Here is a 21,581-nt window from a genome sequence, read left to right on the forward strand (position 1 = left end):
AGGGTCAATATTATGAGTATGGCAAGCAATAAAATAAAAATGTCAATGGTTGCAGCGCTGGCGGTCGTCTTGCTGGCTGGATGTGGAAGCAACAATAGCAACAATGCGGGAGAAAGCTCTTCCCCCGCGACCGGAGAGGGCGGAGGAACGTCCTCGGCTCCGGTTGAGGTAACGATGATGTCTCCTTATTTCTACAAGACGGCGCCTACTCACGGGGAGGTGCTGGATGGCATCGAGAAGCTCACGAACGCCAAGATAACGATCAATTGGGTGCCCGGAGGCAGCGTTTATTGGGATAAGCTCAACGTAACCATCGCCTCTAATGATTTGGCGAAGGTCGTGACGGGTCCTCATCCAGCCACCGCGCAGGGCTCCGTCATCGCATCGGCGATCGATTCCGGCATGTTCTGGGAGATTGGTCCTTATCTGAAGGACTACCCGAACCTGTCGCGAATCAACGCTCAAGTCCTTGAGAACGCTTCCTATAAAGGAAAGCTGTTCGGCTTGCCGCGCAATGGCGTTCTGTCCCGCAACGGGATGATCATTCGCAAGGATTGGCTTGACAAGCTTGGTCTGGAAGTGCCGCAGACGGTGGAAGAGATCGAGAAGGTGGCCATGGCTTTCGCAACGCAGGACCCGGACGGCAATGGAAAGGCGGATACGATTGGCTTCGCAACGAGCAAGAGCTTCAACGGCTTCAACGAAGCGGCGGTCTGGTTCGGCGCGCCGAACGGCTGGGGCGAGTTGGACGGCAAGCTGGCGCCGACTTATCTGTTCCCCGAGTATCTGGACACACTGAAGTATTTCCATCGCTTGTATGAAGCTGGGGCGATCAACAAGGACTTCCTGATGATTGATGAGAACCAGGCGAAGGATCTGGTCTATCAGGGCAAGGCGGGATTGTACAGCAATCTGATCGAACCGGGACTAATGACGACGATGCTGCAAAGCTTCCCGAAAGGATCTGAATTTGTCAATATCGGCGCCCCTGAAGGACCTGACGGACGCCGCACCCAGTCCGATCCCGGGTACACCTTGTTGCATTACTTCCCTAAATCCTCCGTCAAAACTGAGGATGAGCTGAAGCAAATTCTCGGCGTCTTCGACAAATGGAGCACGAAGGAAGCGCAAAACTTGACGCATTACGGGATTGAAGGCAAGCACTATGAATTGGTGGACGGTGAGGTGCACTACCTGGACTTCCAAGCGCTCAAAAACGAGACGAACCAGAACGGCGGTCTGGGCGGCGATCTGATTCTGAAGGATATGCTGTACCCGGAGCACTACAACACGGAGCTTGAGAAGCATGGACTGGAATTGCAGAAGGAGGATGAGCAGTACGCTATCGCCAATCCGGCCTGGACACTGGTGTCGGAGACGTACAGCAAGCTGTCCGGAACGCTGGACCCGATTATTGAGGACGCCCGCAACATGTTCGTTCTGGGCGAGCTGGACGAGGCCGGCTGGAACAAGGAATTGGAGCACTGGCGCAAGGCTGGCGGAGACAAAGTCATTGAAGAGATGAACGCGGCGACCGGCAAGTAAGAACGGGATAAGGAGAGCGGCCGAAAGGCAACGAAGCGGATGGACGCTCCGTGTCTTTCGGCTTCTCCCGATGAGAGGAGAAGGAGAACAAATGACTGACAAGGGAAATCGTCCGAACATCCTGTTCATTATGAGCGACGACCATGCCGCGCACGCCATCAGCGCATACGGCAGCCGTATCAACCAAACGCCGCAGCTCGACCGAATTGCTGAGGAGGGAATGCGGTTCGACAATTGCTTCTGTACCAATTCCATCTGCGCTCCGAGCCGCGCGGTCATTCTGACCGGCATGTACAGCCACCGAAACGGCGTAAAGACGTTGCGGGACGATCTTGACGGCTCACTGCCCAATGTGGCGAAGATGCTGCAGAAGGCGGGCTACCAGACAGCGATTATCGGCAAGTGGCATCTGGGCCATGGCGGAAGCAATGACCCGACCGGCTTCGATTACTGGAACGTGCTTCCCGGTCAGGGCGAATACCACAACCCGGAGATGTTCGAGATGGGCGAGCCGCGCAAGCATGAAGGCTATGTCACCGATATCATTACGGATCAGAGCTTGAATTGGTTGTCTGGCCGCGACAAGACGAAGCCGTTCATGCTGATGTGCCATCACAAGGCACCGCATCGCAAGTGGCAGCCCGACAAGAAGCATGCCCATCTGTATGAGGATGTCGATATTCCGGAACCTCCAACATTTCATGACGACTACGAGGGGCGATCCGCAGCGGTCCGCGAAGCGCAAATGCGGATTGACCGCGATCTGGATGAGCAGGATTTGAAGGAGTCGCCGCCGGAAGGGCTGACGCCGGCAGAGCTGAAGAGCTGGAAATATCAGCGTTACATCAAGGATTACTTGCGCTGCGTGGCATCGGTGGACGACAATGTCGGCCGGCTGCTCGATTATTTGGACGAGGAAGGCATTGCCGACGATACGATTGTAGTCTATACCTCCGATCAAGGCTTCTTCCTTGGCGACCACGGCTGGTACGACAAGCGCTTCATGCATGAAGAATCGCTGCGCATGCCGTTCCTGATCCGTTATCCGCGAGAGATTGCGGCGGGGAGCGTGCAGGAAGCGATGGCGCTCAACGTGGACTTCGCCGAGACGTTCCTCGATTACGCGGAGCTGCCTGCACCGTCTCATATGCAGGGACGAAGTCTGCGTCCTCTGCTTGGCGGCCAAGTGCCTCCTGACTGGCAGACGGCCATGTATTATCGCTATTGGGAGCATCTCAGCCGGCCGCATCGGGTCGGCGCACATTACGGTATCCGGACGACGCGCTACAAGCTCATTTATTATTACGGCGAAGAGCGCAGCGCGAACGGAGCGCAGCCGGAAATTCGCACGCCGGAATGGGAGCTGTACGATCTGCGCAATGATCCGCTTGAGATGAACAATTTGTATGGCGACACATCATGCGAATTAACGGTAGTGGAGCTGAAAGGACAGCTGGAGGAGCTTCGGCAGAAGATTGGCGATCTGGAATAACCTTTCATCGCTCTATGGACAATGGTATATTGGGTAGCAACGAGCGTGAAGTCACTGGCCCCACTTGCATGTAATCGTCTTTCCGCCGAGCAGCCTCGGCGGAAGGGCGTTTTGCGGTTTTTGGCTGGTATACACAAATTTCCGAAAGGGGAGTCGTCATCATGTACACCGTGCTGGTAGCCGAGAATGAGCCATGGGTATTGAAGGGAATTGTGGAAATGGTGGAAGCCGCCGGAGAAGAGTTCGAGGTGGCGGGAGCCTGCCTGAATGGAGAAGAAGCCTGGAATATGATTCATGAAGTCTGGCCGATGATCCTCATTACCGATATCCAGATGCCGGAATTGGACGGGTTATCACTCATACAGAGAATGGCTGAGCATCGCTTGCCCGTCGTATCGATAATTCTGAGCGGATACGATAATTTCCAATATGCCCAGAGAGCGATTTCTTACGGGGTGTCCGAATATTTGCTGAAGCCGGTGGAGTTCCAGGAGCTGCGCGACACCTTGCACCGTTCCAAGGAGAAGCTGGAAACCTTAAAGGATTTGAACGACTATATGAATAAATTTCAGAGCTTGCTGGATAACAGAGAGGCTCTGGCGCCCAAGCAGGTTATGCAGAAGCAGTCGGAGCTCATTCAATCGGTTTTGAAATTGAATGTTTTGAACAAGAACGCCCGAGTCAGTCTGCTTAATATTTTTGACAGCAAGCTGAAGATGCTTCTTAGCGAGCTCGGTCAGGAAACGAAGGATATTCCCGGGTATGAGGCGGATAACGATTTGTCTATCCTGAATTATTACAGGGCTTTGCTCGAGAGATGGTATCTGGCTTCCTCGGTGTCGGCCAAAGCAAGCGTGCCCGAAGCGATCGAACGTTCTTGCCGCTACATCAAGGCGCACTACAAGGATGAGATTACGTTGACGGAGATGGCCGACTTCACCAACTTCAGCGTCTCCCACTTCAGCGCTCTATTCAAGAAGCATACGGGCACTTCTCTGGTCAATTACGTGAACCAACTGAAGATCGACGAGGCTAAGAGGCTGCTTCTTGAAACGGCCTATGCCGTTTCGGAGGTTGCGGAGATGGTGGGATTCTCGACCATGCCGTATTTTACCCGCGTATTCAAATCCTTTGTCGGACTCTCGCCGCTTGAATACAGGAAGAGGTTGAATCCATGAGCACCTGGCATTTCCGTTATTCCATTCAGACGAAGATTCTGGCGTTTGCACTCTCCCTCAGTTTCATTTCGATTATATTGATGGCTGCCTTCACGTCCTACTATTACACGAAGTCCGCCAAACATGATTTCTATACCATTGCCCAGGATTCGACGGAAAGAATGAATCATCAGCTTGACAGATATTTCAACCAATTGGCGCAGTCCACCTATGCTTCGGTGGCAGGGCCTTTGCCGACGAATCCGCTTTTGGGCGACAATCCGGAGAGCGGGCTTATTCAAGCATGGTTGAAGGCCGGCGGAGCCTTCAGCCGGGAGCAAGAAGCGCTTGTCGAAAGCATATTAACCCGATATATCGCGATTAATTATTCGAACATTCTCGGCATTGTGCTTCAATCTCTGGATCATCGGCTCGTGTATTCGCAATATAATGCGTTAAATGTCAGAACCTACCTTGACCCCCCTTGGACGAAGCAAGAAATATCCCATCAATTATCGATTGTTCCGACCTTCGTGAATACGGAGAAAATGAAAGTCGCCGGATACCCCTTCATCACTTTAATCGTTCCGATTTACGATCCGAACACGGTGAAATTGCTTGGGAATTTAAACATCGCTCTATCGGTAACGGAGATTCAAAGCATTCTTGGACAGTCGCGTTTAGGCAAAACCGGTTATTTCTTCATTGCGGATGAGGCCGGGAACATTATCTATCATCCGAATGTCGAACTGGTCGGCAAGAGTCTGAGGGATACCGAATTGAGCGGCCTGGATCTGACCAAGTCCAATGATACTTTGGAGCAGAAGGGCAAGCCGATGCTGGTTTCCAGCAATCGATCGGAAATCATGGGCTGGCATACTGTCGCGATTGTGCCGATGGAAGAGATGGCAAGCGGTTTAACTGTTGCCCGAAATTCCATTCTGTTGATCATGTCCGGCATTATCCTGATCTCGGTTCTGTTTATTCCGAGGCTGGTAAGGAGACTGACAAGGCCGATCGTACAGTTGAAGAATTCCATGAGCAGGGTCGAGAGGGGAGATCTGTCGGTCAGGCTGAACGTCATTCAGGGCAATGACGAGATACAACAGCTGAACGGAAGCTTCAATCGCATGACCGCACAGCTGGATGAGCTCATTCATACGGTTCATGATTTGCAAATCAAGGAGATGCAACTGCAGCTCAGGCAGAAAGAGGCGCAGATTCAAGCGCTGCAAAATCAGATCAATCCGCATCTGCTTTATAATACGCTGGAAATTATCAAGAGCATCGCCTTTATCCAGAAGGTTCCGATTATTGAGAAAATGGCTACCAATCTGGCGAGCGTGTACCGCTACACCACGAAGATTCCGGGTTCGGAGGTTGAACTGCGGGACGAGTTGATTACGTTGAAGAGTTATCTCGAAATTATTCATATTCGATTCGGCAAGCATTTTCAAAGTCGAATTGTGGTGGACGACAAATATTTGGATTGCCGGATTATTAAGCTATCGCTTCAGCCCATTGTGGAGAACAGCGTGAAATACGCGGTCGAGCCGAAAAACGGCAAAGCGAGCATTATTGTGAATGCATTCGAAGAAGACAACGATCTGAAAATCGAAATTGCCGATAATGGCAACGGCTTTCCCGAGGATGTGCTGCAACACATTCAGGAGAAGCTGCGCTTTGTAGAAGATCAGCCGGATTTGTTCGCTTCCGAGGAGTCGGTCGGCATCATTAATGTACATGCAAGATTGATGTTGAATTATGGCTCTTCATACGGCCTCAGCGTGGTGTCATTTCCCGGCAGAGGAAGCGTCGTCACGATCAAAGTGCCGAAAAGGATAAATGAAAGTTCAGAAATTCGGACAAATGATTCGTAAGATCGTAGAAAATCGGACTCCTCCCGGGGGCTATAATCGAGTAGTAGCAACATGCAAGAGACAAGAAACAGTTCGGGGAGGTCAAAAAATAATGAAAAAATCGTTGGTATCTGTTTTGGCGGTTGGTCTCGTTATGAGCCTGGCGGCGGGCTGCAGCTCAAAAGCGAATGAAGAGAATTCAAATGCTGCGGCAGACGATAATGGCTCGAAAAAAATTAAAATCGATATGCTGCTTTCTTCTTGGAAGGGCGGAGGCTGGCCGGACAACAATCATCCGATCATTCAGTACATCGATGACAAATTCAATGTTGATCTGCAGTTGCAATGGGTGCCGGGAGCGAACTTTGAAGAAAAGCTTAATGTGACCGCTGCTTCAGGTAAAATTCCGGATATTACTCGAGTGGGCTCGAATCTATTTCTGAAATGGGCAGAGCAGGACGTGTTTCTTGACTTGAAGCCTTATTTGGACGAATATCCGAATCTAAGTCAGGTTGCCAAGCCTGAAGAATGGGCGCTGCTCAATCCGAAGGACAAAATATTCGGGATACCGAATTATGAAACCGCGCAAACGTCCATCTACGGTCGCGTCGATTGGATGCAGAAGCTCGGCATAACCCCGCCTTCTGCGGATGAATTCACGGTGGATAAGTTTTACGAAATCGCGAAATCGTTTGCTTTGGAGGATCCGGATGGCAACGGCAAGAAGGATACTTACGGGTTCTCCGCGACAGGAAACGATATTAAACTAGGGATATCGCAGTTGGAGGCCGCTTTCGGGCTTGCCAACGGATGGAAGGAAGCAGACGGGGAGCTCGTTCCTATGGAGACCCAGTCGGACGAGTGGAAGGCTTTCCTTACTTTCATGAGCAAAGCGTATGAGGAAGGCGTGCTTGATAAAGACTTTATTACCAATACGAATTTGAATGAGAAGTATGCTTCGGGCAAGATTGGCTTCGGAGACATGCATTTCCAATTGAGTCAACAAACCAATGAACAACTGCAAGCAATCAGCCCGGGCGCGGAGTTTGTCGAGCTCTCTCCGCCAATAGGCGAAAGCGGGATGAGAGGCGTTTCGACGCCGTCGAGCGGCATGAATAAGCTGGTTATCAGCAACGAGATTGACGACGAGAAGCGCGATCGAATCCTGGAGCTGCTGGATTGGTGGGTTTCTCCTGAGGGGGAGGACATCTTGAAGAACGGCATTGAAGGCGTTCATTACCAGAAGAAGGACGACGGAACGTATGAAATGACCGAATCGCTGAAAGCGGAAGGGGAGGGCCGTCAAAGTCTGTTGTGGAACTGGGGATTAAGGAATAACTCGAACACATTCAACACGTACAAATGGAGTGAAAAGGAATGGGCGGATGCGATGGAGCAATCCATTACGAATGCCGGCAAATACCCTTATAAGAACGCTTCGGACGGCTATACCAGCGCTTCGGCCACGCTGACCGAAAAAGGAACACAGCTGGGAGATCAGTTCCGAACAGCCGTAATTGAAATTATTGCCGGCAAAAAGCCGGTCGACAGCATTGACGACGCGATCGCGAAATGGAAGCAAGACGGCGGAGACGCGATTATTAAAGAAGTGAATGCCGCTTATCAGGCCAAACAATAATTCAGTTGAAGAGAAGCCGTGCGGTTGTAGAATGCGCCGCATGGCTTTTTTATAACCAATATACTATGGGGAGGTATATCGAGATGGAAGGCTACTGGAGGCGGGCGCTTCCCGTATATTTGATGATACTGCCAGGTTTGCTTTACTTCATCGTTTTCAAGTATGTGCCCATGTTCGGCATATCCATTGCCTTTATGGATTACAGCCCGTTCAAAGGCGTGACCGGAAGCGAATGGGCGGGTTTGCATTATTTCCGTCGATTGTTCGAAGACGGCGATTTTCTGTTGCTGCTGAAGAATACCCTTATTCTGAACATGCTGGATCTCTTGTTCTTCTTCCCGGCGCCAATCTTGGCGGCGCTATTATTAAACGAAGTGAAAGCCAGGAAATTCAAAACGTTTGTGCAAACGATCCTCTATGCGCCGAACTTTATTTCCTGGGTCGTCATAGTATCGATTACCATCGTGCTGTTCGCCACCGGCTCCGGCGGCATTAATCAATTGCTCGCCGGCTGGGGCTTCGATCGCATCGAACTAATGACGGATCCGGCTTACTTCCGCTGGGTCTGGCTGTTTCAGAATATTTGGCAAGGGGCCGGCTGGGGAGCCATTATCTTTCTGGCGGCGTTGGCCGCCATCGATCCGACGTTGTACGAGGCTGCCGTGATGGACGGAGCGAATCGTTGGCGCCAATTGTGGCATATTACGCTCCCCTCTCTGCAGAACGTTATTGTCATCATGTTTATTTTAAGAATCGGCCATATCATGGATATGGGCTTCGAGCATATCTTTTTACTTCAAAATTCGATGAACCAGCAGGTTTCCGAGGTATTCGAGACATTTGTCTACAAGGTCGGATTAAACCAGGGAGACTATAGTTATTCGACGGCCGTCGGATTGTTCAAATCCGTAGTCGGATTGACGATGGTGCTCATTGTCAACAAGCTGGCGAAGAGAATGGGACAGGAGAGTGTATTTTAATGGAAATACGCGTTAGCGGTACAGATCGATTATTCAAGTGGCTGATCTACGCCCTGTTGACGATAGCTGCGCTACTGGTGCTGTTCCCGTTATTTTATGTGCTCTCGGTTTCTTTTTCCACAGAGAAGGAATATTTGACGCGGGGCTTCTATATCATTCCGAAGACGTTCACGCTGGACGGTTACGGCTATCTCATGGCGCATTCCGGTTTTCGAAGCGCTTATACCAACTCGGTTGTGATTAGCGTCGTAGGCACGTTCATCAATATTGTGTTGACGACATTGATGGCTTACGGCATTTCGAAGTCATGGCTAAGGGGACGCGGACTGTTTAATTTCCTTGTGTTTTTCACCATGCTGTTCAACGGCGGCATGATTCCAACCTATCTGGTGGTCAACGCGCTGCATCTTCTCGACAGCTATTGGGCGATCTGGCTAAGCACGGCAATTGCCGGTTTCAATGTGATTGTGATGAGAAGCTTCTTCCAATCCATCCCCGTCGAGCTTGAGGAATCGGCGAAAATCGACGGCTGCGGCGAATGGCGGCTGCTCTGGCGCATTATTGTGCCTCTCTCGATGCCGGCGATTGCGACGTTCACGCTCTTCTATCTGGTGAACAACTGGAACACATATTTCAATGCTATTCTATATCTCAACGACAACCATTTAATGCCGCTTCAGGTTTTCCTGAGGCAAATGCTGATCGAGGATGATCCTTCGATCACCAACGCTTCCAACTTGACGTTCCGTTATACGCCTGCGGCGAAAATGTCGGCCATCATTCTGACGGCCTTGCCGCTGCTCATTATTTTCCCGTTTATGCAGAAGTATTTCAACAAGGGCGTCATGCTTGGCTCGGTGAAAGGTTAATCCTATTTTGAATAAAGGAGTGCGATAGACTTGCAAGGGAATCGGCAAAAACCAGGCGCTTATTTCAAGATGCTTCAGATTGGGGAAGTTAAACCAAAGGGCTGGATGTTGGAGCAAATGGAGAATGACCTTCGAGAAGGGATGGCCGGACATCTGAATGAGTTGACGGCTTGCGTCAATCTGAAGGGATATAAGGAAGAGCAAGTCAACAGCTTCGAGGTGTCGCCGTCGGGCATGATCCATGATACGCCGAGAACATGGTGGAGCGGCGAGCAGACTGCCTTCTGGCTGGACGGCTTTATCCGAATGGCTTATCTTGCCGGAAGTCGGGAGCATATCCAGAGAGCGGATCAGTATATGGAGCAGCTTCTGAATTCGCAAGACGAGGAGGGCTATCTCGGCATCTATACCAAGCAATCACGGTTCCAGCATAAGAAGGAGAATGGCGAGTTCTGGACGCAGAGCCGAATATTTATGGTCATGCTTGCTTATTATGAATTAAACGGCAAGAAGGACTATCTGGATGCCGTTATCAAGGCTTTGCGCCTGACGATGCGCCATTACGGTCCGGAGCGGGGCTCGTACTTCAATAATGAAGAGCCCGCTGGCGGCACGGGGCATGGCTTGATGCTGGTAGAAGCGCTGGAGTGGGTGTACCGGATGACCGGCGAGGAGGAGTTTCTGACCTTTGCCTTATGGTGTTATCAGGATTACAGCTCGGCCGCTCGCATTCGCGATATCGATAATCAGCTCCATTATCTGCTCGATATCGACAAACCGTTCTTGTGGCATACGCCGCATACAACAGAGCATCTTCGCGTCCCCTTGTGGTTATATTATGAGACGGGAGATTTCTTGCTGAAGCAGGCGAGCGAGAATGCTTACGCCAAAATTCAGAGGTATTTGGTTCCAAGCGGCACATGCATCGGGGATGAGAATATTGACGGTCGCGAACCGGATCCGTCCTTGCTCTACGAGTATTGCGGAATGACGGAGCTGACGGTCAGCATGCAATCCGCGCTGCAGAAGACGGGCGATCCGCAATGGGGAGACCGCATCGAGCGCATCGCGTTCAACGCCGCCCAGGGAGCAAGGCTGCCCGATGGCAAAGCGATTTCTTACTTGACCCGGGACAATCGCTTTAGTGCGAGCGAGGTGGAAGGTCATAACGGGAAGCTGCAGTATTCTCCCACGCATGAGAATTCGGCACTTTGCTGCGCGGGCAATGCCGTGAAATATATGCCGAGCTACGTCAGCAGGATGTGGATGAGGATTGGAGAGGGCGAGCAGGAAGGTCTTGCCGCCGTCTTGTACGGTCCAAGCTCAGTCAGAACAACCGTGCAGGATGTGAAGTTTGAAATAACGACCACAACGAGCTATCCCTTCGACGAGCATTTCGTATTCGATATTCTTCCAGAGAAGGCGGTGGCCTGTCCGCTTTACTTCCGCATACCGGAGTGGGCCGTCGAGAAGAAAATTGGTGTGGAAGGCGCGGAAGTGACGGAGAAGGACGGCTATCTTGTCGTGACGAAGTTATGGCAGGCCGGCGACCAGGTTGCTTTATTCTTCCAAGCAAAGCTTACAGCGCAAACGGCTGCGAATGGGGAATGGACGCTTGACCGAGGGGCTTTGCTGTATGCTCTGCCGGTATCGGAACAGCGAACGATCACTCGCCGCTATGAAGGCGAGGCATTCGTCGATTTCGATGCTCTGGCCGAGGAGAAGGAGTTGGAGAAGAGAGGGTATGCATTCGATGACTCCTGTGAAAGCTTTGGATTTACCCATGAACGAATGCCTGATCGGCCGCTCGGCTGGCACCAGCCGCTTAGCCGGTTGAACGGGAATCTGGTCGATTCATCGGGCGAGCGGCACGCGGTATCTCTCGTTCCGATCGGAAATACGCTCTTGCGCAAAGTGTCTTTTGCGAAACCTTGATTGGCCACGCGCCTTTCAAGGTTTTTCTTTTGTCCTTGGCGAGCAAATTAGTGAAATAGGTTAAGAAAAAGACATTCCAGTCAACGCTATCCGGGAGGCCGTTCCTTATAATGAGGGTAAATGCGGCAATACTTTGGAGGTTATTATGAGGAAAGCTCTCGCAGCAGGCACGGCTCAACCATCCGAGAAGAAGCTTTGGAGAATGGCTCATCTTCCGTTCTATGTGATGATCTTGCCCGGATTTCTGTATTTCTTGATTTTCAAATATGTTCCCATGTTCGGACTGCTAATCTCGTTCCAGCACTATGATCCGTTCGAAGGCTTCCTGAAGAGCGCATGGGTCGGCTTCGACAATTTCAAGCGGCTGTTCACGGAACAGGATTTCCCGCTGTTGCTCGGCAATACGTTCACCTTCGCGGCGCTGGACATCCTGTTCTTCTTCCCGGCGCCGATCCTGCTCGCGCTGCTCTTGAATGAGGTTCGCGTCAAATCGGTCCGAAGCGTGGTGCAGACGATCATGTACGCGCCACACTTCATCTCGTGGGTCGTCATTGTATCGTTGACGATGACGCTGTTCTCCTCGCAGGGCGGCATCGTTAATGAGTGGCTCGCCTCGGCGGGACTCGGCACGATCGATCCGTTCACGAAGACGGAGTGGCTGAAGCCGATGTGGCTCTTGCAAAATATTTGGCAGGGCATGGGCTGGGGCTCGATTCTGTATCTGGCGGCAATGGCGTCCATCGACACATCCCTGTACGAAGCGGCCGAGGTGGATGGAGCGGGACGGTTCCGTCAAATCTGGCATATTACGCTGCCGGGCATTCGTTATGTCATCGTCATCATGTTCATTCTGCGGCTCGGCAATTTCATGGAGATCGGCTTCGAGCATATCTTCCTGCTGCAGAATCCGCTTAACTTTGAAGCGTCGGATGTGTTCGATACGTTCGTGTACCGGACGGGCATTCTGCACCGGGATTACAGCTATTCGGCTGTGGTCGGCATGTTCAAGTCGGTGGTCGGCTTGATACTGGTGCTAGGCGCGAACAAGCTGGCGCGCAAATTCGGCGAAGAGGGGGTTTACTAGGCTATGGCGATCAAATCAAATTGGCAAACCCGTATTTTTCAATTCGTCATTATCGCAATTCTGATCTTGCTGGCGCTGGCGGTGCTCTTTCCCTTCCTGCTGACGTTGTCGAGCTCCTTCGCCTCCGACAACGAGCTGCTCATGGAGAGCGCGGTGCTCTGGCCGCAGGATTGGACGCTGGATGCGTATCGTTTCTTGCTCGACAATGATCAGTTCACGCAGTCGTTCAAGAATGCGCTTGTCATCACCGTAGTCGGAACGGCGATCAATATGACGCTGTCGGTGCTGATGGCTTACGGGCTTGCGCAGCCCGATGTGAAGGGTCGCAGACTCGTCAATTTCATGGTGCTGTTCACGATGCTGTTCCACGGCGGTATGATTCCGACCTATCTCGTCGTGAACGAGCTTGGGCTGATCGATTCCTATTGGGCGATCTGGCTGGTGAACGCGATCATCCCGTTCAATATGATCATTATTCGCAGCTACTTCCAGACGCTGCCGAAGGAGTTGAAGGAATCGGCGAGAATCGACGGCTGCGGCGAGTTCAAAATATTGCTGCGGATCATCCTTCCGGTGTCGATGCCGACGCTTGTGACGTTTACGTTGTTTTATACGGTGGTCAACTGGAATACGTACTTCCAGGCTGTGCTGTACCTGAACGACGCGGACAGCTACCCGCTGCAGGTATTCCTGCGTCAGGTGCTGATCGTCAATCCTTCCGAGCTTGGGCTGGTCATTACGAAGTCCGGCTATATGTTCACGGAGTCGGTTCGGCATGCTCTGATTCTGCTTGCGGCGCTGCCACTGATCGTCGTGTATCCGTTCATGCAGCGGCATTTCAGCAAGGGCATGATGATGGGATCGGTGAAGGGTTAGCGGTTTAAAAGATAGGTTCGCAACAGTGCGGGTATCGCTTCGAGGATGGATCATTCTTCCGATCGCTGTTGTCCCCAGGTTTCTTTTATTTCCACTCGAGGTGGAAACCCGGGGACAAAGGCGAACGCGTTGCTTCTCCAGAACGATCCATCCTCTACGCTCACATGCACCGTACGAACACATAGTTTTCAAAGCTCACCCTTTTGGGGTATGGTGGAGGGGATAGGAATAGGCAGCTTCGACTGTTAGCCGAACTTGCCAATTGCCAACAGTCGACAGACAATTTCCAACAGCTAGCAGTCAACAGCCATCAGACAACAGTCAACAGTCAACAGTCAACAGGGGTGATCAGAATGTATCATGTGCTTGTCGTGGAGGATGAACCGCTTATACGCGATGCGATTGTGGAGATGGTGCAGCAGCTTGACGGATTCAAGGTGACCGGGGAAGCGGCGGGCTGCGAGGAAGGGTGGCGGCTCGTTCAGGAGCTGTGGCCGACGCTGCTCATTACGGATATTCAGCTGCCGGACGGGGACGGGCTGGAGCTCATTACCCGAATACGCGAGCATAAGCTGCCCATTGTCTCAATTATCGTCAGCGGTCATGATAACTTCCCGTATGCTCAGAACGCGATTCGGCTGCAGGTGTCCGAATATCTGCTGAAGCCGATCTCGGAGCAGGAGCTTCATGCGTCGATAGCCAGGTCGATGAGCCGACTGGAAAGCTTTGCGGAGCCGAATCAAATGCTGACGGACATCCAACTGTTCGTAGACGGCATGTCGGGCGGCGAGCCTTCTCAGCTCTTCGGGCAAGCGGATCGCCTGCTCGATGCGATCTGGCATTTGCGCTCGCAGGAAGAGGGGGTCAAGAGGAGCTATTTTAACATTCTGATCGGCAAGCTTGTGGAATATATGAAAGCGATTTATCCGGCATTCGAGGGGGCGGAGCTTCCCGAAGGGGCGAATCGGCATCAAATCCGCCTCGTCGTGCATGATTTGCTCCATGAATGGATCAAGCGCTATCCGCAGTTCGCCGGCAACAATATGCGGCTTGTCATCGCTCGGGCCTGTGAATATATGCAAGAGCATCTGCAGGAAGAGATCACACTGACGCAAATTTCCGGGTATTCCAATTTGAGCGCGTCGTATTTCGGCGTGCTGTTCAAGCAATATACGGGCAAGAGCTTCGTGAACTATTTCAACCAGATTCGCATCGATAAGGCGCTGGAGCTTCTTAGAAGCTCGGATATGAAAATATATGAAATTGCGGAAGCCGTAGGCTTTGTCTCGCTGCCGTATTTCAACCGTGTCTTCAAGCAGGTCTCGTCGATGACACCCAATGAATATCGAAAGAGCTTGGGACTATGAGATGGGAGCGGTGGGTGAACCGCTATTCGATTAAAGTCAAGCTCATTCTAATCCTGCTGACGGCGATTTTGTCCTCGATCGCGCTGACGGGCGTGTTTTCGCAATATTTCTATATGAAGGCGGCGAAGAAGGATTTCTTCCAGTTCATGGACGATGCGTCCTTCCGGCTGAATCGGCAGATGGAGCTGTATTTCGAGCAAATGAGAATATCGGTATCCTCGCTCATCGCGGGGCCGCTGCCGAATCGCAACGACATTACCCGCGCCGCGGAGGATATCGGCATTATTCAGAACTGGCTTGCAAGCGAGGGGCCGACCTCTCTGTCTCGTCTCGCCGATCTGCAGGATGTGCTGAACAATTATGTCGCGCTCAATTACAAGGAAGTGGACAGCATGTTCCTGATTGCTGCCGACGGCCGCACGGTCTCGAATTTGCAGGATTTCACCCTTCCGGATGAAACGTACCAGGATGAGCCGTGGCATGGCATGGAGATGGAGGAGAGGGTGCGGGTATTGCCGACGCATCTGTCTGATCGAACGGGCAAATATGTGCTTTCGCTCGTGCTCCCCATCTTCTCGACGGATACGATGCAGCAGGCCGGCATGCTCGTTATCAACCTGCGCATTGCCGAGCTCGAGAAGACGATCGTGCAGCCTACACTTGCGAAGAAGGGGTATTTCATGATTGTGTCTGAAGATGGAACGATTGTGTATCATCCGGATTCCAGCCTGCTTGGCAAGCCGCTAAGCGATACGGGCATGAGCGGGCTGGAGCTTGATAAGTCCTCATCCGTTCAGATCCTTGGAGGAACGGAGATGCTGGTATCGAGCAGCGATTCGGAGCTGGCAGGCTGGAAGCTGGTCGCGCTCGTTCCGTTCGAGGAAATGGCGAGCGGCGTGAAGGTGGCTCGCGACGCGGTCATCGCCGCTATTCTAATTCTCGTCGTGATCGTGCTCATCCTCGTGCCGATCGTCGCCCAGCGCTTCACGCGCCCGCTGCGGCAATTGAAGGGGCTGATGGAGCAGGTGGAGAAGGGCAATCTGGAGGTGAGAGCTTCGGTCGTGCCCGGCAAGGATGAGATTCAACTGCTCGGTCACAGCTATAACCGAATGACGAGCCGCTTGAGCGGACTAATCGACACCGTCGGCAGGATGAAGGTGAACGAGATGCGCATCCTGCTCGGGCAGAAGGAAGCGATGATTCAGGCGCTGCAGAATCAGATCAATCCGCATCTGCTTTACAACACGCTGGAGATTATCAACAGTCTCGCCTATATGGAGAAGAACGAGCGCATTCAGGTGATCGCGAAGAATCTCGGAGACTACTACCGCTATACCGCCTCGATCAGAGAGCCGTTCGTTACGCTGAGGGAGGAGCTCGGGCATGCGCAAAAGTATTTGGAAATCGTGAAGATCCGGTTTCCGCGACATTTTCAAAGCCGCTTCTATGTGAATGAGAAGTATCTGGAGGAGCGCATCGTGAAGTGCTCGCTGCAACCCATTGTCGAGAACGCGGTGAAGTATGCAATCGAGCCGAAACAGGGCAACGGGACGGTCATCGTCAGCGCGTTTCACGAGGCGCGGGATCTCATCATCGAGGTCGCGGACAATGGCGACGGCTTTGCGCCGGACAAGCTGGAGGAGCTGAAACGGCGGCTGGACGCCGTGGCGGAGCAGGCGGAAGAGAAGGAAGCGCTGACGGGGAGCGCGGGGAATGTCGGTGGTGCGGAAAGTGCTGGGAGTGTGGGGAGTGTGGGGAGTGTGGGAAGTACTGGGAGTACGGGTGGTGCGGGAAGTATGACGAGTGTAGGTGAAGCAGAGAGTGCGGGTGGAACTGGGAGTTCTGGAAGTGTGAGGAGTGCAGGAGTTGTAGGAAACGCAGGGGATGTGGGTAGTGCTGGTAGTGCTGGTAATGCTGGTAATACAGGGGGCGCTTGGAATCCGGGAGGCATAGGCACCCTGGGCAGCTCGTCGCTCGGCATGATCAATGTTCACGCAAGGCTGGTGCTGCAGCATGGTACGGGGTACGGTCTGACGATTACATCGTTCGAGAACAGGGGAACGGTTATTTCGATCAGGGTGCCGCTGCTGGAGCATCGGCCGGAGTAGGCGCAGCAGGTAGAGAGGCTGCATAAAAGTCTTATTCAAAATTGTAACGGAACTCATCGCGCTTATTCTCAATTAAAAGCGGTATCTGCCATTCTAACGGAACGGAGCGCGCTTATTCAGCCCGGTATGGCAAGTTTTAGTGTGTTTTTGAGGCAATAAGCGCCGTGGGTTCCGTTAAAATGTGGAGCAAGCCTATTTCAGCCGAATAAGCGCTGTGCGTTCCGTTAGAGCGTGTCTAACACACTCGCAGTTGGAGGCTAGTCTCAAAAAATGACCGTTGAATCGAACGATGAGTTGAATGCGGGCGTCGAGGGGGAGAGAAAATGGAGCAAATGAGCAAAGCGCGGATTACGCTGGGCAAGGAGCAGGCTGGACATACGGTCAGTCCTTACCTGTTCGGCCATTTCATCGAAGATATCGATGATCATATGACGGCGATGCTGGCTTATCCGCTGCGCAATATGGATTTCGAGGAAGAAGACGGGGATGCGGACGGCGTATCCGGCTGCTGGAAGCCGCTGGGTTTCGGGAAGCATACCCGGTTCGCCGTGGAGCCTGCGGCAAGATGGCATGGCGGACACAGCCAGCGCATTCGATTGTTCAACATGGACCGCTGCGAGGCGGGAATCGGTCAGGAGATGCATGCGGCGGGCGATGTTGTCTATCGCCTGCGAATCATCGCCAGAGCAACGCGCGAGATTAGCAAGCTGCGCGTACTGCTAGTAAATCCAAGGAATGGCGAACAGCTAGGATCTACCGAGCTTGATATTTGCAGCCATAGATGGCAGGATCTCGCGGGAATCATTCAGGCATCTCGGGCATGCGCGGGCGCTGAGCTCCAAGTATGGGCGGTGCCGCTTCCAGCGAACGAGTGGGAGGATTCGGTGTCGACGGGCTATGTCTGGTTCGACCATATCTCTTTGCTCCCCGACCAGGAGACGGGTCTTCTCAAGCGAGAAGTATTCGAGATGGCGAAGGAGCTGAACAGCGGCATCATGCGGCTCGGCGGCAACTACATCTCCCTGTACCATTGGGAGGATTTCGTCGGACCGACGGAGCTTCGGCCGAACTACGTGAACGAGGCGTGGGAGGAGGCGGGCCAGGTTCATAAGTATTTTGGCACCGACGAATTCATCTCCTTATGCCGTCAGCTTGGCACGGAGCCGCAGATTTGCGTCAACATGGGAACGGGCACGGCGGAGGAAGCGGCGAGATGGGTCGAATATTGCAACGGATTAGCCGATTCGGAGATGGGAAGGCTGCGGGTGTCGCATGGACATCCGGAGCCGTATGAGGTGCGATACTGGGAAGTCGGCAACGAAATGTACGGCCCTTGGCAGGCGGGCGTATGCACGCCGGAGCAATATGCGGAGATGTATCTGAAGTTCGCGGATGCGATGAAGGCGGTGGATGCTTCCATTATGCTGCTAGGCTGTGGTACAGCCAGGGAGTCGCTTGCTCCAGGCTGGAATCGCAAAGTGCTGGAGCTTGCGGGAACGAAGATGGATTTTCTCACGCTTCATATGTATCAAGGCCGGAACTTCTTTCCGATTGACGCGCAGACACCCGGCCCCGAGCGCTTCAAGGCGATGACGGCGTTTTCCGAGATTGCGCGATCCATCTTCGAGGATATCGAAGAGCTCATCCGCGGCAGGGAAGAATTGCAGCATGTGAAGTTAGCGGTGACGGAGTGGAATACGATGTTCTTCCCGAATCCGGATCTTCCGAACGCGCATACGTTGGAAGCCGCCGTCGCTAACGCCTGCATGCTGAACGAGATGCTGCGGCAGAGCCATTTGGTGCGAATCGCCAACTTCTCCGATTTGGTCAACGGCTGGGTCGGCGGCTGCATTCGGGTAGGTGACGGCTACGAGCGGATGAAGCAACCGGGCTGGAGCGGGCAAGAGGAGATTGTCTTTGGCACGGCGACTTATCACATGCTGAGGATGTATGCGAATCGCAAGGCGCATCGTCTCGTCGAGGTTGAGGTCGCTTGCGAGACGTTCGATGCGGGAGCATCCACGCTCGCCGCAAAATCGAACTCCCTCCCGCTGCAACTGGATAAGCTCCCGAAGCTGGATGTCGTCGCCGCCCTATCTGAAAGCAAGGATTGGCTTACTTTGTTCGTCGTGAACCGTTCCTTGGAGCCTGTTTCTCTCAATTGCGATCTGTCGGAATGGCGGCCTGCGGGAGAGGCGATTCTTCGAGAACTGGCAGGGGCCCACTATGAAACGTACAACACGGTATGGGAGCCGGAAGCTATTCGGGAAGAGATCCGATCTTTGCAATTGCAAGGAACAAGCTGGGTCGCGGAGCTAAAGCCGCATTCGGTGTGCGTGCTGGAGGTGCGAATTTCGATGTAGACTTGGCTCGATAAATCTGCTCACATAGCTATTCCATTAACAAGATATGATGGAATAGGCAAGAGTTTACGAAGAACTACTTCGAGCGAATCTTGAGAGGTTATCATTTAACTTTGAAAGGCTAACTTATCCTAAGCTCCGGACCGGATCGCGCTGTAGCGCTGATAGCCTGTGTTGCAGTATCAAAACCGGCCCTGTACCGCGCTGCCGAAAGGAGAAGACCGCCACCTCTATTGGGTGGCGGTCTTCGGTCTGCTCGTTCGAGCTCCATTATTCCTCGAGATTCATCCCCATCTCGGGGTAAATCGTCTTCTCCAAATAGTCATGCAGGTAAAACCGGGATAAGACGAAATGCTCGGCCATGTCTGCCGGCTGGTAGCGCTCAAGCGCGGCTTGCATTCTGGGGCGAACGTTGTCGCGGCCGCGGCGGTTGCGCTGATAGTTGTTGAGCAGCGAGCGGCGTTCGGCGGCATCGCCGGGGAACAGCTCCCATCGGTACACATATTTGTGAATGGCGCGCGAACGGTCCGTCGCCTTCTCGTAATCATGCATAATGGCGATGAGCTCCGCGTAATCCAGGTTCAGCCGAACCTCGTCCAGCAGCTTCCAGATGATATCGTAATAATCCTCGATACGGTAGTTGCCGAGCTTCGCGTGCCCAACTGACGGCTGGATGCCGTGGAACTGCAGCAGGAAACGATCAATGAATGTCCCGGAGTCGGAGCTTCGGTTCCAGCACAGATCCGCATGCAGCAGCATGGGATACCAGGTCGTCTCGAATACGCCGTACGGCATGCCGAGGCTGAACGGTCCGGTCCAGTTGGTGGCGACCATGCAGTCGATGCCGAGCTTCTCCGACGTTTCCGTCCACTGCAGCAGATTATCGACTCGGTTCGCGATTGCCGGATAGTTCTGATGCTCCGCCCAGTCGAAACTGCGAACAGCCGGAGCGCCCATCACGTCGATGCCAAGTCTGCGAAACTTCGCGGTCAACGCGGATACCTCCGCATCGATGTTGCGGCCGTTGTAGATCCAGATCATCGCGACGCCGCGTTTGTCCAGCTGGCGCAATTCCTCCTCGGGGCATTTGTCCAGCATGTCATGCCAGAAGATCGGCGTTTTGCCGCGATCCGACGTGAAGGCGATGAGCCGATTCAGGAATGCGATGAACGCGTGCTCGCGCATGCCCTCGTATTGCTCGATGCAAGTCTTGCATTCGCATAAGCTGTACACCTCGTCGCAGCCGAGATGGATATAACGCGACTGGGGATGGCGGTCTATCATCTCGCCCAGCAGTCCCGTCACGAGCTCGAAGGCTTCCTCGCGGGACGGACACAGCTCGCCCGTCGACTTCTCCGTCTCTCTCAGATGCTTATAGCGGTCGTGCCGAAGCACATATTCGAGGTGGCCGAAGCTCTGCTGCAGCGGTATGATCTCGATGAAATGCTCATGCGCGGTTCGCTTAAGCTCCTCGAATTGCTCCGAACTCAGCGCATGCTTCGGGTGCACCAGCTCCGAATACGTCTCGAAAGGAAACTTGTCCTCGTATTCAATCAGCAGACCATTGACCTTGTAACGAGCGAAATCGGCCAAATACGAGCCGAGCCGCTCGGGCTTGGAATAGGTCTGACGCAGATCGTAATTCATGCAGCGGAGAGCCGTATCCGGCCAATCCGCAATCGTTCCCGGGGGCACCGTGTCGCTTTGCTCCATCAGTTGACGAAGCGTTCCCATCCCGTAAAATAACCCCGCAGCGTCGGGCGCCCAAATCGCCGCTCCGCTCTCGTCAACCCGCAGGATATAGCCTCCGGGGTTCCCTACAGGAATCGATGATGATGCCGCCAATGAGGCTTCGTCGCCGTCCTGCCGATCCGTCCCGCCAATCCAGGCGGAATAACCAGTGGCTGCCTTCTCTGACTGAACATCGGCGTCCGGGAACAAGCGGCGGCAATGCCGCTCCAGTCGCGGATCATCCTGCTCCAGGCGAAGCCGGGCGACAAGGGGGCCGGCATGCGTAAAGCCAGCTCCCTCGGAGATGTTCCGTTGTTTCGGTTGCGGCAGTAAAGCTGTTGATTCCATACTCATCGCTCTCCATTCCATCTTTTTTTACCACGATAGCGTTGAATTTATAAGGTTTCTTGACATTTAAACTGTAAATTCATTTGGCGATAAAACCTTCCTCATGCTTACGAAGCTGCTTTGCTCCGCAAAGCTTTAGGTCGCTCATCTTCGAAAGGCCGAGGTAGAGGTTTTCTCATAGATATAGAATTTATAAAATTTCGGGATGGGGTGGTCTTCCGACCCGTT

14 protein-coding genes are annotated in these 21,581 nt (G+C 53.1%); 13 read left to right on the forward strand and 1 reads right to left on the reverse strand.

What is annotated here, in order from left to right; translation table 11 throughout:
* Nucleotides 1–12: 12 nt before the first annotated feature.
* The 13 genes from HFP08_RS16870 to HFP08_RS16930 all read left to right on the forward strand — a co-directional run bounded on the left by HFP08_RS16870 (nucleotide 13) and on the right by HFP08_RS16930 (nucleotide 19,274).
* The gene (locus HFP08_RS16870; protein WP_168121776.1) at nucleotides 13–1,545 is read left to right on the forward strand and encodes an extracellular solute-binding protein; all 1,533 of its coding nucleotides are present in this window, start codon (nucleotides 13–15) and stop codon (nucleotides 1,543–1,545) included.
* A 91-nt stretch (nucleotides 1,546–1,636) separates the two neighbouring features.
* Nucleotides 1,637–3,037 carry a sulfatase family protein gene (locus HFP08_RS16875; protein WP_168121777.1) on the forward strand — a complete coding sequence of 467 codons (1,401 nt, stop codon included), beginning with the start codon at nucleotides 1,637–1,639 and terminating at the stop codon, nucleotides 3,035–3,037.
* Between the two features lie 161 nt (nucleotides 3,038–3,198).
* A complete protein-coding gene (locus tag HFP08_RS16880; RefSeq protein ID WP_168121778.1) occupies nucleotides 3,199–4,215 on the forward strand; it encodes a response regulator transcription factor in 1,017 nt (338 codons plus the stop codon).
* Nucleotides 4,212–6,074 (forward strand): sensor histidine kinase, encoded by a 1,863-nt coding sequence (locus HFP08_RS16885; RefSeq protein ID WP_168121779.1) that lies wholly within the window; start codon nucleotides 4,212–4,214, stop codon nucleotides 6,072–6,074. Before HFP08_RS16880 ends, HFP08_RS16885 begins: the two co-directional genes overlap by 4 nt.
* 91 nt (nucleotides 6,075–6,165) lie before the next feature.
* Entirely contained in the window at nucleotides 6,166–7,692 is a 1,527-nt protein-coding gene (locus HFP08_RS16890; protein ID WP_168121780.1) for a type 2 periplasmic-binding domain-containing protein, read from the forward strand.
* Nucleotides 7,693–7,775: 83 nt separating this feature from the next.
* On the forward strand, nucleotides 7,776–8,672 hold the full coding sequence (locus HFP08_RS16895; RefSeq protein ID WP_168121781.1) for an ABC transporter permease: 897 nt from the start codon (nucleotides 7,776–7,778) through the stop codon (nucleotides 8,670–8,672).
* Nucleotides 8,672–9,541 carry a carbohydrate ABC transporter permease gene (locus HFP08_RS16900; RefSeq protein WP_168121782.1) on the forward strand — a complete coding sequence of 290 codons (870 nt, stop codon included), beginning with the start codon at nucleotides 8,672–8,674 and terminating at the stop codon, nucleotides 9,539–9,541. The genes HFP08_RS16895 and HFP08_RS16900 overlap by 1 nt, the downstream gene beginning before the upstream one ends.
* Nucleotides 9,542–9,571: 30 nt before the next feature.
* Complete coding sequence (locus HFP08_RS16905) at nucleotides 9,572–11,476, forward strand: beta-L-arabinofuranosidase domain-containing protein (RefSeq protein ID WP_168121783.1); 1,905 nt, start codon at nucleotides 9,572–9,574, stop codon at nucleotides 11,474–11,476.
* A 145-nt stretch (nucleotides 11,477–11,621) separates the two neighbouring features.
* A complete protein-coding gene (locus tag HFP08_RS16910; protein ID WP_168121784.1) occupies nucleotides 11,622–12,560 on the forward strand; it encodes an ABC transporter permease in 939 nt (312 codons plus the stop codon).
* Between the two features lie 3 nt (nucleotides 12,561–12,563).
* Nucleotides 12,564–13,436 (forward strand): carbohydrate ABC transporter permease, encoded by an 873-nt coding sequence (locus HFP08_RS16915; protein ID WP_168121785.1) that lies wholly within the window; start codon nucleotides 12,564–12,566, stop codon nucleotides 13,434–13,436.
* A 353-nt stretch (nucleotides 13,437–13,789) separates the two neighbouring features.
* Nucleotides 13,790–14,803 carry a response regulator gene (locus HFP08_RS16920; protein ID WP_168121786.1) on the forward strand — a complete coding sequence of 338 codons (1,014 nt, stop codon included), beginning with the start codon at nucleotides 13,790–13,792 and terminating at the stop codon, nucleotides 14,801–14,803.
* On the forward strand, nucleotides 14,800–16,911 hold the full coding sequence (locus tag HFP08_RS16925) for a sensor histidine kinase (protein ID WP_168121787.1): 2,112 nt from the start codon (nucleotides 14,800–14,802) through the stop codon (nucleotides 16,909–16,911). The genes HFP08_RS16920 and HFP08_RS16925 overlap by 4 nt, the downstream gene beginning before the upstream one ends.
* Nucleotides 16,912–17,234: 323 nt before the next feature.
* Nucleotides 17,235–19,274 carry an alpha-L-arabinofuranosidase C-terminal domain-containing protein gene (locus tag HFP08_RS16930; protein ID WP_240941515.1) on the forward strand — a complete coding sequence of 680 codons (2,040 nt, stop codon included), beginning with the start codon at nucleotides 17,235–17,237 and terminating at the stop codon, nucleotides 19,272–19,274.
* Between the two features lie 270 nt (nucleotides 19,275–19,544).
* On the opposite strand, the gene HFP08_RS16935 is transcribed toward HFP08_RS16930, so the two are convergent.
* Nucleotides 19,545–21,353: a glycoside hydrolase family 20 zincin-like fold domain-containing protein gene (locus HFP08_RS16935; RefSeq protein ID WP_168121788.1), complete on the reverse strand. Its 1,809-nt coding sequence runs from the start codon at nucleotides 21,351–21,353 to the stop codon at nucleotides 19,545–19,547.
* Nucleotides 21,354–21,581 lie beyond the last annotated feature (228 nt).

The sequence above is a fragment of the Paenibacillus sp. HB172176 genome, assembly GCF_011947265.1.
Lineage (GTDB): Bacteria > Bacillota > Bacilli > Paenibacillales > Paenibacillaceae > Pristimantibacillus.

Excerpts from the sequence above, each read along its gene's own strand:
- HFP08_RS16890 (WP_168121780.1), top strand. The coding sequence starts at position 6,166 with ATGAAAAAATCGTTGGTATCTGTTTTGGCGGTTGGTCTCGTTATGAGC.
- HFP08_RS16895 (WP_168121781.1), top strand. The coding sequence starts at position 7,776 with ATGGAAGGCTACTGGAGGCGGGCGCTTCCCGTATATTTGATGATACTG.
- HFP08_RS16920 (WP_168121786.1), top strand. The coding sequence starts at position 13,790 with ATGTATCATGTGCTTGTCGTGGAGGATGAACCGCTTATACGCGATGCG.
- HFP08_RS16885 (WP_168121779.1), top strand. The coding sequence starts at position 4,212 with ATGAGCACCTGGCATTTCCGTTATTCCATTCAGACGAAGATTCTGGCG.
- HFP08_RS16870 (WP_168121776.1), top strand. The coding sequence starts at position 13 with ATGAGTATGGCAAGCAATAAAATAAAAATGTCAATGGTTGCAGCGCTG.
- HFP08_RS16925 (WP_168121787.1), top strand. The coding sequence starts at position 14,800 with ATGAGATGGGAGCGGTGGGTGAACCGCTATTCGATTAAAGTCAAGCTC.
- HFP08_RS16910 (WP_168121784.1), top strand. The coding sequence starts at position 11,622 with ATGAGGAAAGCTCTCGCAGCAGGCACGGCTCAACCATCCGAGAAGAAG.
- HFP08_RS16930 (WP_240941515.1), top strand. The coding sequence starts at position 17,235 with ATGGAGCAAATGAGCAAAGCGCGGATTACGCTGGGCAAGGAGCAGGCT.
- HFP08_RS16880 (WP_168121778.1), top strand. The coding sequence starts at position 3,199 with ATGTACACCGTGCTGGTAGCCGAGAATGAGCCATGGGTATTGAAGGGA.
- HFP08_RS16935 (WP_168121788.1), bottom strand. The coding sequence starts at position 21,353 with ATGGAATCAACAGCTTTACTGCCGCAACCGAAACAACGGAACATCTCC.
- HFP08_RS16875 (WP_168121777.1), top strand. The coding sequence starts at position 1,637 with ATGACTGACAAGGGAAATCGTCCGAACATCCTGTTCATTATGAGCGAC.
- HFP08_RS16915 (WP_168121785.1), top strand. The coding sequence starts at position 12,564 with ATGGCGATCAAATCAAATTGGCAAACCCGTATTTTTCAATTCGTCATT.
- HFP08_RS16900 (WP_168121782.1), top strand. The coding sequence starts at position 8,672 with ATGGAAATACGCGTTAGCGGTACAGATCGATTATTCAAGTGGCTGATC.